Here is a 14,914-nt window from a genome sequence, read left to right on the forward strand (position 1 = left end):
CTGCTTCGTAGTTTAATAGGAAAAAGCTAAATTGGGCTTTCTAATAAAAAATAAATGGCAGAAGTAACAAGAGAGTCGCTTGACTTAAAGCAAATTCAAGATTTTAAAGGTAAATATCCTAAGCAACTATGGTATCTCTTCCTTGTAGAGATGTGGGAACGTTTTTGTTTTTATGGTTTACGTGGTATGCTTGTCGTTTTCATGGTATCGCAATTGATGATCAGCGATCAGGAAGCTAACTTACAATACGGAGCCATTCAAGCTTTTATATATGCCTTTACATTTATTGGCGGTTTGTTTGCCGATAAAATTCTAGGATTTAGAAAGTCGCTTTTCTGGGGAGGATTATTGATGATAGCAGGTAGTTTTATTATAGCGGCATCTCCTACAGAGTTCTTCTATATAGGTACTTGCTTTACGATAGTTGGTACGGGTTTCTTTAAGCCTAATATCTCCACTATGGTAGGTGAGCTATATAGTGCTGGTGATCCTCGTCGAGATGCAGGTTTTGGTTTGTTCTATTCAGGTATAAATATTGGAGCACTTTTAGGTGGTTTCCTCTGTGTTTATTTAGGTAAATATTATTCATGGAGTTTAGCTTTTGGAGCTGCGGGAGTAGTAATGATCATAGGACTATTAACCTTTTTAGTTACGAAAAAGACAATGGGACCTATAGGGGAATCTCCATTAAAGGAAGCTACGCCAAGCAAAAGAAAAACTTATGAAGTGGCTGTGTTTATAGGGTCTCTGGCTGTAATGCCATTAATACTTATTATGGTAAGTAAGACTGAGTACACAGATTATTTTATGTATACTATTGGCCCATTGACATTGATATACTTGGTATATGAGATGTTGAAATTATCTGCAGCAGAGCGTAAGAAAATGGTAGCTGCTTTAGTGTTTATTGTTTTTTCTGTTTTGTTCTGGGCATTCTTTGAACAAAGTGGTGGTTCTTTAAGTCTGTTTGCACTAAACAATTTGAAGCACTCACTATTAGGTATAGAGGGAGTAGACCCTAACGTTATTAATAATACAGTGAACTCTCTATTTGTTATCATATTTAGTATTCTGGTAGGTTTGCTATGGATATGGATGGCCAAAAAGAAAATAGAGCCAAACTCTGTTGTGAAGTTTGGTTTAGGTTTCCTGTTTTTAGGAGGAGCATTCTTTGTATTCTACTCAACAGTATTCTTTGCAGATGCAGATGGTATGACCTCTCTTAATATTTTTACATTAGGTTACTTGGTCATCACATTTGGTGAGTTAGCCTTGTCTCCGATCGGTTTGTCATTAATGACGAAATTAGCACCTAAAAAGCTCTGGGGTGTTATGATGGGTATGTGGTTCTTGGCTAGCGCTTATGGCCAGTATGTAGCAGGATTACTAGGTGCTGGTATTGCTTCTGCTGGTGAGAATGCATCTAAAATGGATAAGCTGGTAACTTATACTGATGGGTATAAACAACTAGGGCTTTATGCCTTAGTTGCGGGTATTATACTTATAATAATATCTCCTATCATCCGTAAGCTGATGCAAGAAGTAAAATAGAATATGAAGAAATATGCTGTAATAGTAGCAGGCGGCAAAGGTCTACGCATGGATAACGCTGTGCCTAAGCAGTTTTTGCCACTGCTGGGCAAGCCTATTCTATATCATACCATCAAGGCCTTTAAGGATGCGTATGAGGATATAGATATTATCCTTGTGCTGCCTCAAGACCAGACCAGCTATACGCAGATGGTATTGCAATCCTTTACTGAACGAATAGAACTAACGATAGTGCCGGGAGGTGCTACAAGGTATCATAGTGTGCAGAATGGATTGAATATGGTAAAAGAAGAGTCGATTGTATTTGTACATGATGGGGTAAGACCATTAGTGACAAAAGAACTGATACAACGATGTTTCGATGATGCTATAGCTTACGGCAGTGCTATACCTGCAGTGCCTGTTAGCGACTCTATGCGATTGGTAGATGGGGGGCACAGCAAGCCTGTAGATAGGTCTATGATGCGTGCCATACAAACACCACAAACATTCAAGTCTGAAATATTATTGCCAGCATTTCGTCAGGACTATCAGGATGCATTTACTGATGAGGCTACCGTCGTAGAGCATTTAGGTACTTCAGTACATATCACAGAAGGAGAAAAGAGTAACCTGAAAATAACAACGCCAATAGATATGAAAGTGGCGGAAGCGATACTGGAATCGAGATTGGAAGATGCGTAACGGGGTTTTAATATTATTGCTTTTCCTAGCTCAAATTGTTGCTGCGCAAGAGTTTGAAGATACGAGCATCTTCAAGTATCCTATACAGATGGATAATGTAGTGATCAAGGCATCGAGAAGTGGATGGGATGTACAGGGATTTATAAAAAGAGTACAAGAGGATACCACCTTTTATAAGGCATTTAAAACCATGCGCATAATGGCTTATAATGCTACTAATGATATAAAGGTGTATAATAAGAAGGGGCGTGTAGCAGCATCTTATTATAGTAAGACAAGACAGCACAGAACTGATGATTGTAGAACAATGGAGGTGCTCGATGAAAAAGTAAAGGGCAACTATTACAAAAATAAAAAGAAGAAAGAGCATCGCTATTTTACAACGGAGCTATACGAATACTTGTTCTTTACGGAAGGGAAAATTTGCGGAGAAACAGATGTTCTGGAAAAGGATGATGAAGAAGAGAAAGGAGGTATGATAGGAAGAAGTGTAAAACAGTTAAAGCAGTTGATGTTCAATCCCGGTAGTAAAGTGTCGGGGGTGCCCTTTATGGGCGACCGAGCTGCCATATTTGAGCCGGATATAGCCAAGATGTACAACTTCAAGCTACTATCAGAAGAGTATAATGGAGTAGAGTGTTATCTGTTTAAGGCCATCCCAAAGCCAGAGTATAAAAACAAAGTGGTCTATAATAATCTAAGTACTTGGTTTAGAAAGTCAGATTATTCTATAGTTGCAAGAGATTATTCTTTGTCGTTCAAAACAATGGTCTACGATTTTGATGTGACCATGAAAGTCCGTACACGACAAGTAGGTGATAAACTACTGCCTACATATATAGATTATAATGGTAATTGGCATGTTTTCTCTAAAAAAAGAGAAAGAGTTCGCTTTATAAATACGATTACCTACTAGACCTGAATTAGGTTTATTAATTTAGCAGCATGATAGCCCCGGAAAGTATACAGGAAGTAATGAACCGCGCCGATATTATCGACGTTGTGGGGCAGTTTGTGCGACTGAAAAAGCGTGGCGCGAATCATATAGCCAATTGTCCATTTCATAATGAGAAAACGCCCTCTTTTTCTGTATCGGGAGCAAAGGGTATTTATAAATGCTTTGGTTGTGGTAAAGGTGGGAATGTAGTCACCTTTGTACAAGAACATGAGAAATTGACTTACCCTGAGGCGGTACGTTGGTTGGCAGATTATTATAATATAGAACTGGTAGAGTCAGAACAATCGCCTGAGCAAAAAGAAAAACAACTAGCCGAAGAGAGCCTACGTATACTTAATGAGTACGCCGCTACTTATTTTCATGATACCTTATTGAAAGATGAGGAAGGGCAAACAATAGGGTTGTCTTATTTTAAAGAGCGAGGTTTTAGAAAGGATATCATAGAGCGTTTTCGACTAGGATATTGTCCTGAACGTAATAATATGTTCTTATACCATGCTTTGAAAAAAGGTCATAGTCAGGACCTGATGGAGAAAGCTGGTTTAGTAAAGACAAAAAACGGCAGTACTTACGATGCCTACAGAGGTAGAGTGATATTTCCCATACAAAACATGACAGGAAGAGTACTGGGGTTTGGCGCACGTATCTTAAAGAAGAACGACCGAGCACCCAAGTATGTCAACTCTCCTGAGAATGAATTGTACAATAAGAGTAGGGTGCTGTATGGCATGTACCAGTCAAAACAAGCCATAAGCAAGCAGGATGAGTGCTTTATGGTAGAGGGGTATACAGATGTTATTTCTCTACATCAGGGAGGAGTAGAAAATGTAGTTGCCAGTAGTGGAACTTCTCTTACAGAAGACCAGTTAAGATTAGTGGGGCAACTCACTAAGAACCTGACCATATTATATGATGGTGATGCTGCCGGAGTAAAAGCTGCTTTGCGCGGGCTGGATATGGCATTGTCTCAAAGTTTTAATGTGAAGTTGGTATTGCTGCCAGAGGGAGAAGACCCTGATAGTTTTATACAAGATAATGGTGCTGCCAAGTTTCATGAATATGTAAAAGAGAACAAGCAAGATATTATCAGCTTCCGTATGGAAGTAGGTATGCGAGATATAGGTAATGACCCTGTGCTGAAGTCGAAACTGGTCAATGAAATTGCAGAAAGTATTTCACGAATTGACAAGGTCAATGATTTTGCCCTAAAAGAGCATTATATAAGGTTGGCATCCACCAAGCTACAGGTACAGGATGTTGGTTTTATCAACTTGGTCAATAAATATACCAGAGAGCGAATAGAGCAAGAGCGTAGGCAAAAAAGAAATGAAGAGGAGCGAAGATCCAATATGCCTCCTCCTGAGGCAGAGGAGTATGGTGTGGAGGAGCAACCTTTGCAAACAGAGCAAGTATCTAGAGATGCAGAGCAAGAATGGGCTTTGGTAAAAGCACTAATAGAGCACGGAGATAAGGAGTATGAAGAAAATACAAGCGTGGCTTTCTTGGTTCATGAAAGGGTAGACCCTGAACTGATAGATACACCATTGGCCAGAAGGTTTTTTGATCTTTATTTTGAGTATATCAACGAAACAAAGAAAATTCCAACACTGGGTTTCTTTGTGGGGCATGCCGATGAGGAAGTACAAAAGAAATCGGCTGATATATTTCAAACACAAGGTTTAAGCCATAACTGGAAAGAACGTCATAATATAGATACACTAGATGGAGATCTTAATTACCTCAATGAGATCAATAGTCCCTTATTATATTTCGAGGTAAAAAAGCTGAGGATGATCATGAGCTCTTTGCATGAACGTATAGGCAAAGAGAAAGATAGTAAACGACTGGAAGTGATGATGAAAAAGTATATGGAACTAAAAGTAGAGGAAAAGGAAATGACACAAGCATATGGCACTGCTATCCTAAAGCTTAAGTAACGAATATCAATTTACTCAACCACTTGTTTTTTGATAAGAGATAGGCACTGACTATTGAAAGCAAAAAAAGCAAAGGCGTAAAAGCATATCCCCACCAACTATAGGAAAATACTTCGGTTTTTAGTATCAAGATCAAATACATAAAGAGCGGATGAATTAAATAGATGCCGCCTGATAGTCTGGTTATTGGCTGTAAGGCTTGGCCTATTGTGTTGTTCTTTTGGGCAAACAAGAGTAGCACGATAACAATGGGTATGGTCGTAATGTAAGATTCTGCAAGTACATCAGAAAAATTAGTTCTTACCCAAACCGCTTCAATATATTGAATGAAGAATAAGGCAACTAAAAGTATTAAAGCTATAGGTTGGCTCATTCTTAATTGATACTTTCTGGTTCTGATGATATGTCCGAGTGCCATCAGAGGGAAACCGATAAAAAGTCCGCTCCTGGTAAGATGTGTTTGACGAAGCCATTCTGAAGTGGGTATATTAAGAAAAGAAACTTGTTGTGGATAGATAAAAGACCACTGATGCCCTGAAAGTCCAATTAAGTACAGAATACTTGCTAGCAGTACTAGTATGCCAAGTCGTTTACGTAGTAGGTATACTAAAAATAGACCTAGTAAGTATGCTGTAAAAAACCATAAATGCCGTTCATAGCCATAGACCAAAAGCTTGTAAAGGATATTGACATTGTTATTAGTTTCTGCATGGGCAGAAAAATAGAATATTGGATAGGAGAAGTTGTTGAGGTCTCTTATCATTATAAATATGGCAGACCATAGTAAGTAGATAAGTATTATTTGAAAAGACTTTTTTATAAGCTTCTGCGTGCGTTCAAAATCTATGAAGAAACCCGAGGCCGCAAAGAAAAAGGGTACAGCAAAATGGGTGATAGTATCTGTGATATAAGAAAAAGAAGTAGTAGTAAACCCGTCAATAGCGCTCGTAGTTTTCGTGTGAATACATATCACGAAAAATGAAGCAATAAACTTGATCAGGTCAGCTGTATAGTTCCTTTTCAAATAGGTTTGTTTGTGGCTAAGGTAACCGATTGAAATTAAGTTGTGTAATTTAGGGCAAATTCGTCAATAGTGTTTTCAGACTGGATCATATGCATATTTAGCTATAACCGGGCAGGTTTGTTACAAAACCTACTACAGTCTATTGCTCAGTTCTATCCGGAAATGAAAGTCGCAATTTTTGATGATGATAGTGACGATGAAGCTACTGTAGCCTTATTGTCTCAACTGCAAAAGCAGGGTATTGAGGTGCATCACAAGGAACTAAGTGGTAGTAGTAAACATGGTGGTTTGTATACGATGATGGATCAGGCCATAGGCCATGCTATGAGCAGTAGTTATAAATATGCCTATTTCGTTCAGGATGATATGCAATTTCTTTGGAGAGATGAAGGTCTTGAAAAGAAAGTATCTTCTGTTTTTGCTAAGGAAGAATGCTTGATGTGTAATTCCAGCTTCCTTCAAAAGATTTTTATTGAAGGCATAGAAAACAGGTTGCCTCGGTTGGAAGAAGAAGACCTATATGCCTTTAATGGTTATGGGGTAGCAGACACAGGCATTATAAATCTAGAAAAGGCAAGAGCGGTGTCCTTATCTTTCCCTATGGAGAGTGAAGATGGTAACGGGAAATATTGGCATGAGAAAGGATGGCAGATGTATTGGCTACCGCAGCCTCATCTAGCTTGGGTACCGTGGCCTTCTACCTATAGGTACAAGAAGGTGGAACATAGAAAGCTAAGTAGCTTGCTGCCTTTAGAAAAGGAAAGTATTGCTAAGCTTAGTAAGCATAAAGGATATGCTTACCTGGAAGATTATACTGCTACTACTAATTGGTTTTTAAAGCCTTATTGGTATGCGGATCATCCGGGAAAAATAAACCTGTTGAAGATTTATCTTAAATATTACCTTAGGCGTATTATAAAATAGAGATGGCAAGAGTACTAGCAATTGATTATGGCAAGAAAAGAACAGGGCTTGCCGTTACAGACCCTTTGCAGATAATAGCTACAGGGCTGGAAACAATAGAGTCTGGTGCTTTGATACCGTATTTGAAAAAGTATTTTGCTCAGGAAGAGGTGGAGAAAATATTAATAGGCTACCCCTTAAATATGGATGACACGCCTACCCATGCCACACCTTTGGTAGATAAGTGTATTAAAGACCTGAAACGAGTGTTTCCTGATATGCCTGTAGAGCAAGTGGATGAACGAATGACCTCTAAAATGGCCTCTGCCGCTATTGCCGGTATGGGACTAAAAAAGAAAGATAGGCAGAAAAAGGAACTTATAGATACGGTGAGTGCCACCATTATGCTACAAGAGTATCTCGAAAACCGTCTATAATTCGTAACTTTGCACCTCTTAAAGATTATTGAATGATATTACCGATCGTTGGTTACGGACATCCTGTATTGAGAAAAATGTGTGTTGATATTACTCCCGACTATCCTGAGTTGGAGAAATTGATAGCAGACATGTGGGAGACTATGTATAATAGTAATGGTGTAGGTCTTGCAGCTCCGCAAATAAATAAACCTATCAGAATGTTTATGGTAGATACGGAGCAGATGGTGGAGAATTTTGATGCAGAGGATAAAAAAGAGTTCCCTAACGAAAAAGCGATCAAGCGTACATTCATTAATGCGCATATAGTGGAAGAAGGAGGAGAGCCTTGGGTGTATAACGAAGGCTGTTTGAGCATTCCTAAGATACGTGAAGATATAAGTAGAAACGAAACAGTAACATTAAGATACTGCGACGAAAACTTTAGTGAACTGGAAGAAACGTTTAGTGGCCTTACTGCTAGAGTGATACTTCATGAGTATGACCATATTGATGGTAAGCTATTTGTAGATTACTTAAAGCCCTTGAAGAAACGTTTGCTGAAAAAGAAGCTACACGAGATATCAGTAGGTAAGGTAAGAGTAGACTATAGGATGATGTTTGCCAAATAAGTACTATCTTCCTATAATTATCTGTGTCTGTTACAACAAAATATAGTGAAGAGGAGCTGGTAGTGTTGCTAAAGCAACGCCTGCAATCTGCGTTTAATTATCTGTACGATAATTACTCAGCTACATTATATGGTGTAATTAGACGAACGGTTCAAGATGAGCAAATAGCACAAGACGTATTGCAGGAAGTTTTTGTGAAGATTTGGAATAGTATTGAAAGCTACGATCCTGAAAAGGCACGTATCTATACATGGATGATCAATATTGCCCGAAATGCATCGATAGATAAACTACGCTCGAAAGGGGAGAAGATGCAAAGCAAAATCCAAAATGATGATAGTGTCGTATATGATAAAGAGGCAGATGGCAATATAGATATACAGACAGATGCAATAGGGCTGTGGAAGGCTGTAGAAGGACTGAAGCCGGAGTATGCTACATTAATTAATTTGGCTTATCACAAAGGATTTACCCAAAACGAAATATCTGAAAAGTTAGCAATACCGCTGGGCACGGTGAAAACCCGTATGCGGCAGGCTATGAAATTGTTAAAAGAACATTTTAGTACATAGAAGTGAATATAAAAGAATACATAGAATCGGGCATTTTGGATGCTTATGTCTTAGGAGCGCTTACCCAAGAGGAGCGTGCTGAGGTACAAGCAAATATGGCTCAATATCCTGATGTGGCTGCAGAAGTAGCTGCTATAGAGGATTCTATGCAGTCTTTTGCAGAAGAAAATGCAGTGCCTCCTCCTGCATTTATGAAGGAGAAGATATGGGAGGCTATACAGGAGAAGGGTGAGGACCTGCCTCAAAAAGCTGAAGAGGATACTAGGGAAACTAAAGCGATACCATTACTGGCTGAAGAGAGAAGACGCCAGAATAACTGGTCAAGAGCAGCAATTTGGGCAGCACTTATAGGTAGCTTGCTGACTAACCTAATACTATGGAGTCAAAGTAATACCAATCAGCAAAAAGTGACTGCTTATACGTCAATAGTAGATTCTCTAAAAGCAAATGAACAGAAACTAGCTACTCTAGTGGAAGGCTTTAAGAAGGAAAAAGACATGTTGGCTGACCCAACTATGCAGACAATTGTAATGCGCAGTATGAAGGCTGATAAAAGCATGGCGGGTACCATATACTGGAGTAAGGAAAAAGGTGATGCCTATTTGGCATTGCATAATATGCCTGTACCTGAAAAAGGTAAGCAATATCAGCTATGGGTAATTGCAGATGGCAAGCCTGTAGATATGGGGGTTATCAGTAACGATATGGTGGTTGATGGTACTATGCAGAAGGTAGCCCAGCTAGTAAAAGATGGTCAAGCCTTTGCCATATCTCTTGAAAAAGAGGGCGGTAGCCCGGTTCCTACAATGGAAGAGATATACGTACTCGGAACAGTAGCTTCTTAAAAATTAAGGTTGTTTCAATAAAAGTATAGAAGTGCCTTTCAGGATATACTGGTTCACAATTAGTATATATCTGATTCTTTCGTTTGGTACGTTTTTCACTACAATACTTGCAGGTATTTGTTGTTTGACCAACATCTTAGTAGCCAGCCATAGTGCAAAGCCTACAGAAGTATCATACTCTCCACACAGATGTTTATAAGCGCAAATAGTTGTTTGTGTGCCAAGTTCATTTTCAATAGGTGTATAGATATCATCTCTATCCACGTCACCATTTCTGCCCGTTAACAGTACATCTATATCTTCTTTTCCTATATTATTATCTGCTAGTATTTTACTTATAGTATTTTGTAGGGTAGTGGTGTCAGGATCTTCCAGCGCTACAGTAGCAAGTAAAGTAGCTTCAGCTTGTTGGGCATTATTGGTAATGGTAAAAAAGGCTGCACCTTCTCCTGGAATAGTGCCAGCTGTGTGACTATGTTGTAGGAGCTCTAAAGAGTTGATGGTCTCTTTTTTCCAGTAGTTTATTTTACTTTTTACAATGGTATATTCATCAGTCAGCTCGTCAAAACAACCTACTAGATAATGCTTAGTATCATCTGTTTCGTTCAGCAGCATTTGCGCGTCTAGCAATGCAAGAGCTAGGGAGTTGCTGCGGTGTACATAGGTCTGGTTGTAACCAATGCTTTTGGTTTGCAGTGCTATCCAGCCATTTATAGAATTGTAAGTGCTTTGTATAAAGTAAGTAGGGTTGAGCGCCTCTTCCTTGTATTTGATAATATCTTTGGTAAATATCTCCGTGTCACTCATACTACCACGACCAGTACCAGTAATAATACCATCAGGCTTTTCCAGTTCAGCATCTTGTAGCGCACGCATACCGGAGCTAATACCCATTTTGAGTAACCTGCTCATCCTTCTTATAGCTACAGGGTTGATATAGTCTCTATAATTGGGGTCTATAACGAAAAGTTTTCCTGTAGTATAGTTTTCAGGTTGTTCGGCAATAAAGTTGGCATCAAAACTATGTTGAGGCGAAATGGATCTTGCGGAACGTATGTATACAGGTTTCATCATTACTTACTGAACAACAAAGAAACATTATTACCTCCGAAACCAAAAGAGTTACTGAGTATATGTTTGATCTCTGTTTTATGATAGCTGGTAGTAGGGCGGATATTGATCTCCTCCATAGGAGTTTGTAAGTTCAAGTTCGGTAATACCGTATTTTCCTGCATGGCCCATATGCTAAATATAGCTTCAATAGCTCCTGCAGCTGCAAGCGTATGTCCTGTAAAAGGTTTGGTAGAACTAAAATGTGGTGTTTTGTCTCCAAACAGTCTTTCTATTGCTTTACCTTCTGATTGGTCGTTATTTAAAGTAGCAGTACCATGTGCGTTGATATAGTCAATGTCTTCTATTTGCAGTTGTGCATTTTCTAATGCCAGTTGCATGGTATTGTATGCCCCGTCTCCATTAGGTGATGGCGCTGTGGGGTGGTGAGCATCATTCATATTGCCATAGCCGCTAAGTGTAGCCAGTATTGTAGCGCCACGTTCTTTAGCAGATGTTTCAGACTCTAGTATCAGGTAGCCGGCACCTTCTCCCAAGTTCAAGCCGGTTCTGTTTTCATCAAAAGGCTGGCATGCTTGGCGCGACATATTCTTTAGAGAGTTGAATCCGTTGACGGTATATCGGCTTAGTCCATCACAACCACCACATATAGCTCGTTTTACGAGGCCGTGTTTGATCATTCTTGCACCAAGTAATATCGCATTAGCGGATGAGGAGCATGCAGTACTAAGTGTTGCACTAAGAGGGTGTATGTCGAAGAATTGAGCAATGTTTAAAGTGCTTTCCGCACAGTCAAGCGTGTCAATATATTTGATGAATGGACCATCTGTTTTTTCAGAGATGAAATCCATGTACATATCTTCTACAGAGCACATACCCCCTACTGTATTAGCATTGATGAGTGCTAATGGTTCTGAGCGTAGTAGCTCTATATCTATATTGGAAACCGTTTCTTTCATGGCCACAAGCGCCAGTAGTGTGGTGCGTGTGTAGCCATTATCTCCTGTAGGTAAGCCTAAGAGTTCCGATAACTCATCATTAGATAAGTTGACCTCGCCTAATAGAAATTCAGCAGCATGAACAGTTTGAAGATGTCGTGGATGAGTTAACCCATGTTCAGCATTGAATAATGCAGCTTTGTTTTGTTTAGCTCCATTACCCAATGCTGATATAATGCCTAGTGAGGTAACGACGATCTTCTCTGGCATATATGGGCAAATTATTTATTAAACAGTACGGTGCTCTTGTATATAAGCTGCCATTGATGATACAGACTCTAATACTTTTCTACCTTCACGAGCATCTTCTATTTTGATACCATAGTTGCGCTCTAGTAATACCATAAGCTCTAAAGAGTCGATACTGTCTAGGCCTAAACCATCACCAAATAGAGGAGCATTGTCATCTATTTCTTCCGGTTTCATGCCTTGCAGGTTAAGAGATTCTATGATTTGCTGCTTTAGCGTATTTTTTAATTCTTCCATCTTTCTCGTTAATATGGGGTAAAAATAATAATCTCTTTAAGTTATTTCACATTAAAAGCTTCGTCAATGATAGTTTGTTGCTGTGCCAGGTGGTTTTTCGCAAAACCAGTAGCCGATGCAGCACTTGGCGGGCGCGTAACAAAACTATCTATATTGAAGTTTTCAGGATACATAAATAGATAGCTTCCAGCACCCATATTTCTTGGCTCTTCTTGAACCCATACCCATTCAGCATTCTTATACTTAGCTTTCAACTCATTCAGCTGCTTGGTAGGTAGTGGATATATCTGCTCCAATCTTATAATTGCTACATCTGTTCTTTTCTCTTGCTCTTGTTTTTCCAGCAGGTCAAAATAGATCTTACCAGAACATAGAAGAACGCGCTTCACTTTAGTAGGTGCTTTAATAGCACTATCGTCGATCACTTCTTTGAAACCACCTGTAGTAAAGTCTTCGATTTTAGAATATGAACCTGCATGACGAAGGTTAGCTTTAGGAGAGAAGTTGATCAAAGGCTTCCTAAAGTCCCAAGTTAATTGTCTGCGGAACATATGGAACAAGTTGGCAGACGTAGTAATATTGGTTACAATGATATTGTACTCTGCAGCCAGTTGTAAGAAACGTTCTAAGCGAGCTGAAGAGTGTTCTGGTCCTTGACCTTCATAACCGTGGGGTAATAATAATACAAGACCACTCATCATGCGCCATTTCGTTTCTGCCGAAACAATGTATTGGTCAATGACAGTTTGTGCACCATTGGCAAAATCACCAAACTGTGCTTCCCATATGGTAAGTGTATTTGGATCTGCTATTGAATAACCATATTCAAAGCCTAAAACCGCAAATTCACTTAATAATGAATTGTATACTTTAAATGCATTAGGATCGTCAGGAGATGCATTGCTCAAACGATTGTACATCTCATTGGTATCTTCATCATGTAGAACAGAGTGACGGTGAGAGAAAGTACCTCTTTCTACGTCCTGTCCGCTCATGCGTACTTTATTACCATCCGCTACTATACTTGCATAGGCAAGTAATTCTCCTGTAGCCCAGTCTATTTCACCTTTGTCTTTATATAGCTTTATTTTATCGTCTATCAACTTCTTGATCTTACGCAATGGTTTAAAGCCCTCAGGTATATCCATTAATACATTGAATAACTGCTCTACCTGCTTTTTGGTAATAGCAGTTTTTGGAGAAGCATCAAAGTCCTCAGGCTTAGAGTGTCTTAAACTTTTCCAAGCTTGTTCAGGAGCTTGGAGTGTGTAAGGTAGTGGTTGCTCTTTTACTTCATCTAAGCGCTCTTGTAGATCATCCCAAAAGCGTTTTTCCATGTCCTGTGCTAATTTCTTAGCATCAGGCTCTCCGTTAGATAGTAAGTATTTAGTATAAACCTCACGTGGGTTTGCGTGTTTTTTAATTAGGTTGTACAATTTTGGCTGTGTGAAGCTTGGATCGTCGCCCTCATTATGTCCATGTCTTCTATAGCATACAATGTCTATAAATATATCGCCATTGTATACCTGACGGTATTGTACAGCCAACATAGCAGCTTTTACCACAGCTTCAGGATTGTCTCCGTTAACATGTAGTACAGGCGCATCTACCATTGGTGCGATACTAGTACAGTAGTTAGCTGAGCGAGCGTCATCAAAATCTGTAGTAAAACCGATTTGGTTATTGATGATGAAGTGAATAGTGCCACCGTTTCTATAACCATGTAGCTTGCTCATCTGTAGCAGCTCATATACCACACCCTGACCGGCAATAGCCGCATCACCATGTATCAATATTGGTAGAACTCTATCTGGCTCTTTATTATATAATATATCTGTTTTTGCACGTGCAAAACCCGCAACAACAGGGTCTACTACCTCTAGGTGAGATGGGTTAGGCGTTAGTTGCACATTTACCTCATTTCCTTTAGGTGTAGCAATATTTGATCTGAACCCTAAGTGATATTTCACATCTCCGCTACCCATTGTAGTGTCTGCAGGTGCATTACCTTCAAACTCGGAGAATATTTGTTCGTATGTTTTTTTAAGGATATTGGCTAGCACATTCAGTCTTCCACGGTGCGCCATTCCTATCACTACTTCTTTTACTGAGTGCTCTTCAGATAACTCGTCGGCAGCATGGTTGATAACAGTGTCTAGTGCAGCTATAACACTTTCGCCCCCTTCAAGACTGAAACGTTTTTGACCGATATATTTTGTGTGCAAAAACTTTTCAAACATCACACCTTCGTTCAGCTTCAGTAGAATTCTTTTCTTTTGCTCAATGGATAGATTTTGCTCCATCATAGCTTCAAAATGATTCTCTACCCACTCGCAAGTATCTTGATCATTGATATAAGTGTACTCAATACCTACGTCTCCCGCATAAACTCTCTTTAGCTTTGCTAGTATATCCTTAAGTGTTGCGTTCTTTAAACCTACAGATGCACCTGAAGAAAAAGTGGTATCCATGTCAGCATCGCTTAGGCCAAAATGAGCCAAGTCAAGTTGAGCATGTCTATCCTTACGTTCTCTTATGGGATTGGTAGTTGCAATAAGATGCCCGCGTTTACGATAAGAACGGATAAGGCGGAAAACACCTAGTTCTTTAGCCAATTGTGTTCCTGATACAGCTGCTCCACTATCGCTTGGGCTTGTAGTAGTAGCCGCACCGTTTTCAGAATTTATGGCAAAATCATAACCTTCAAAGAATTTTTTTAATTCTGGGTCAACACTAGAGGGGTCTTTTACAAAGTCGCTGTATAGCGATTCTATATAAGAGGGGTGTGAGTTCGTCACAAAAGAGAAGTCTTTCATCGTCTACCTATAGTTTGGTAT

General features: G+C 39.4%; 14 protein-coding genes. 9 read left to right on the forward strand and 5 right to left on the reverse strand.

What is annotated here, in order from left to right; all coding sequences use genetic code 11:
* Positions 1-54: 54 nt before the first annotated feature.
* The 4 genes from R2800_00115 to dnaG are packed head-to-tail and all read left to right on the forward strand — an operon-like array spanning position 55 to position 5,130.
* Positions 55-1,551 carry a peptide MFS transporter gene (locus tag R2800_00115; protein ID MEZ5015432.1) on the forward strand — a complete coding sequence of 499 codons (1,497 nt, stop codon included), beginning with the start codon at positions 55-57 and terminating at the stop codon, positions 1,549-1,551.
* A 3-nt stretch (positions 1,552-1,554) separates the two neighbouring features.
* A complete protein-coding gene (locus R2800_00120) occupies positions 1,555-2,235 on the forward strand; it encodes a 2-C-methyl-D-erythritol 4-phosphate cytidylyltransferase (GenBank protein MEZ5015433.1) in 681 nt (226 codons plus the stop codon).
* The gene (locus R2800_00125) at positions 2,228-3,151 is read left to right on the forward strand and encodes a hypothetical protein (GenBank protein MEZ5015434.1); all 924 of its coding nucleotides are present in this window, start codon (positions 2,228-2,230) and stop codon (positions 3,149-3,151) included. Before R2800_00120 ends, R2800_00125 begins: the two co-directional genes overlap by 8 nt.
* Before the next feature lie 29 nt (positions 3,152-3,180).
* Positions 3,181-5,130: a DNA primase gene (gene dnaG / locus R2800_00130; protein ID MEZ5015435.1), complete on the forward strand. Its 1,950-nt coding sequence runs from the start codon at positions 3,181-3,183 to the stop codon at positions 5,128-5,130.
* Here dnaG and R2800_00135 read toward each other — a convergent pair.
* A complete protein-coding gene (locus R2800_00135) occupies positions 5,123-6,154 on the reverse strand; it encodes an acyltransferase family protein (GenBank protein ID MEZ5015436.1) in 1,032 nt (343 codons plus the stop codon). The genes dnaG and R2800_00135 overlap by 8 nt on opposite strands.
* Positions 6,155-6,223: 69 nt before the next feature.
* On the opposite strand from R2800_00135, the gene R2800_00140 reads away from it, so the two are divergent.
* From R2800_00140 to R2800_00160, 5 genes are read left to right on the forward strand one after another with little or no spacing between them, the layout of a single operon-like run.
* Positions 6,224-7,078 carry a glycosyltransferase family A protein gene (locus R2800_00140; GenBank protein ID MEZ5015437.1) on the forward strand — a complete coding sequence of 285 codons (855 nt, stop codon included), beginning with the start codon at positions 6,224-6,226 and terminating at the stop codon, positions 7,076-7,078.
* A gap of 2 nt (positions 7,079-7,080) precedes the next feature.
* Complete coding sequence (ruvX, locus tag R2800_00145) at positions 7,081-7,494, forward strand: Holliday junction resolvase RuvX (protein MEZ5015438.1); 414 nt, start codon at positions 7,081-7,083, stop codon at positions 7,492-7,494.
* 32 nt (positions 7,495-7,526) lie between these two features.
* Positions 7,527-8,105, forward strand: a complete 579-nt coding sequence (def, locus tag R2800_00150) for a peptide deformylase (GenBank protein MEZ5015439.1) — start codon at positions 7,527-7,529, stop codon at positions 8,103-8,105.
* Between the two features lie 23 nt (positions 8,106-8,128).
* Positions 8,129-8,677 carry an RNA polymerase sigma factor gene (locus tag R2800_00155; GenBank protein ID MEZ5015440.1) on the forward strand — a complete coding sequence of 183 codons (549 nt, stop codon included), beginning with the start codon at positions 8,129-8,131 and terminating at the stop codon, positions 8,675-8,677.
* Positions 8,678-8,679: 2 nt separating this feature from the next.
* The gene (locus tag R2800_00160) at positions 8,680-9,522 is read left to right on the forward strand and encodes an anti-sigma factor (protein MEZ5015441.1); all 843 of its coding nucleotides are present in this window, start codon (positions 8,680-8,682) and stop codon (positions 9,520-9,522) included.
* Positions 9,523-9,525: 3 nt separating this feature from the next.
* On the opposite strand, the gene R2800_00165 is transcribed toward R2800_00160, so the two are convergent.
* Genes R2800_00165 through R2800_00180 form a run of 4 tightly spaced genes read right to left on the reverse strand, consistent with a single transcriptional unit; the run spans position 9,526 to position 14,893 of the window.
* Positions 9,526-10,596: a beta-ketoacyl synthase chain length factor gene (locus R2800_00165; GenBank protein ID MEZ5015442.1), complete on the reverse strand. Its 1,071-nt coding sequence runs from the start codon at positions 10,594-10,596 to the stop codon at positions 9,526-9,528.
* Positions 10,596-11,801: a beta-ketoacyl-[acyl-carrier-protein] synthase family protein gene (locus tag R2800_00170; GenBank protein ID MEZ5015443.1), complete on the reverse strand. Its 1,206-nt coding sequence runs from the start codon at positions 11,799-11,801 to the stop codon at positions 10,596-10,598. The genes R2800_00165 and R2800_00170 overlap by 1 nt, the downstream gene beginning before the upstream one ends.
* A gap of 18 nt (positions 11,802-11,819) precedes the next feature.
* A complete protein-coding gene (locus R2800_00175) occupies positions 11,820-12,077 on the reverse strand; it encodes a phosphopantetheine-binding protein (GenBank protein ID MEZ5015444.1) in 258 nt (85 codons plus the stop codon).
* Between the two features lie 41 nt (positions 12,078-12,118).
* The gene (locus R2800_00180) at positions 12,119-14,893 is read right to left on the reverse strand and encodes a 2-oxoglutarate dehydrogenase E1 component (protein MEZ5015445.1); all 2,775 of its coding nucleotides are present in this window, start codon (positions 14,891-14,893) and stop codon (positions 12,119-12,121) included.
* Positions 14,894-14,914: the final 21 nt, after the last annotated feature.

It is taken from the genome of Flavipsychrobacter sp. (assembly GCA_041392855.1).
Taxonomy (GTDB): Bacteria; Bacteroidota; Bacteroidia; order Chitinophagales; family Chitinophagaceae; genus UBA5543.

Bases quoted from the DNA above. Each gene is read 5' to 3' on its own strand.
- dnaG (MEZ5015435.1), top strand. From the start codon at position 3,181: ATGATAGCCCCGGAAAGTATACAGGAAGTAATGAACCGCGCCGATATT.
- R2800_00120 (MEZ5015433.1), top strand. From the start codon at position 1,555: ATGAAGAAATATGCTGTAATAGTAGCAGGCGGCAAAGGTCTACGCATG.
- R2800_00125 (MEZ5015434.1), top strand. From the start codon at position 2,228: ATGCGTAACGGGGTTTTAATATTATTGCTTTTCCTAGCTCAAATTGTT.
- R2800_00180 (MEZ5015445.1), bottom strand. From the start codon at position 14,893: ATGAAAGACTTCTCTTTTGTGACGAACTCACACCCCTCTTATATAGAA.
- R2800_00175 (MEZ5015444.1), bottom strand. From the start codon at position 12,077: ATGGAAGAATTAAAAAATACGCTAAAGCAGCAAATCATAGAATCTCTT.
- def (MEZ5015439.1), top strand. From the start codon at position 7,527: ATGATATTACCGATCGTTGGTTACGGACATCCTGTATTGAGAAAAATG.
- R2800_00165 (MEZ5015442.1), bottom strand. From the start codon at position 10,596: ATGATGAAACCTGTATACATACGTTCCGCAAGATCCATTTCGCCTCAA.
- R2800_00115 (MEZ5015432.1), top strand. From the start codon at position 55: ATGGCAGAAGTAACAAGAGAGTCGCTTGACTTAAAGCAAATTCAAGAT.
- R2800_00170 (MEZ5015443.1), bottom strand. From the start codon at position 11,801: ATGCCAGAGAAGATCGTCGTTACCTCACTAGGCATTATATCAGCATTG.
- ruvX (MEZ5015438.1), top strand. From the start codon at position 7,081: ATGGCAAGAGTACTAGCAATTGATTATGGCAAGAAAAGAACAGGGCTT.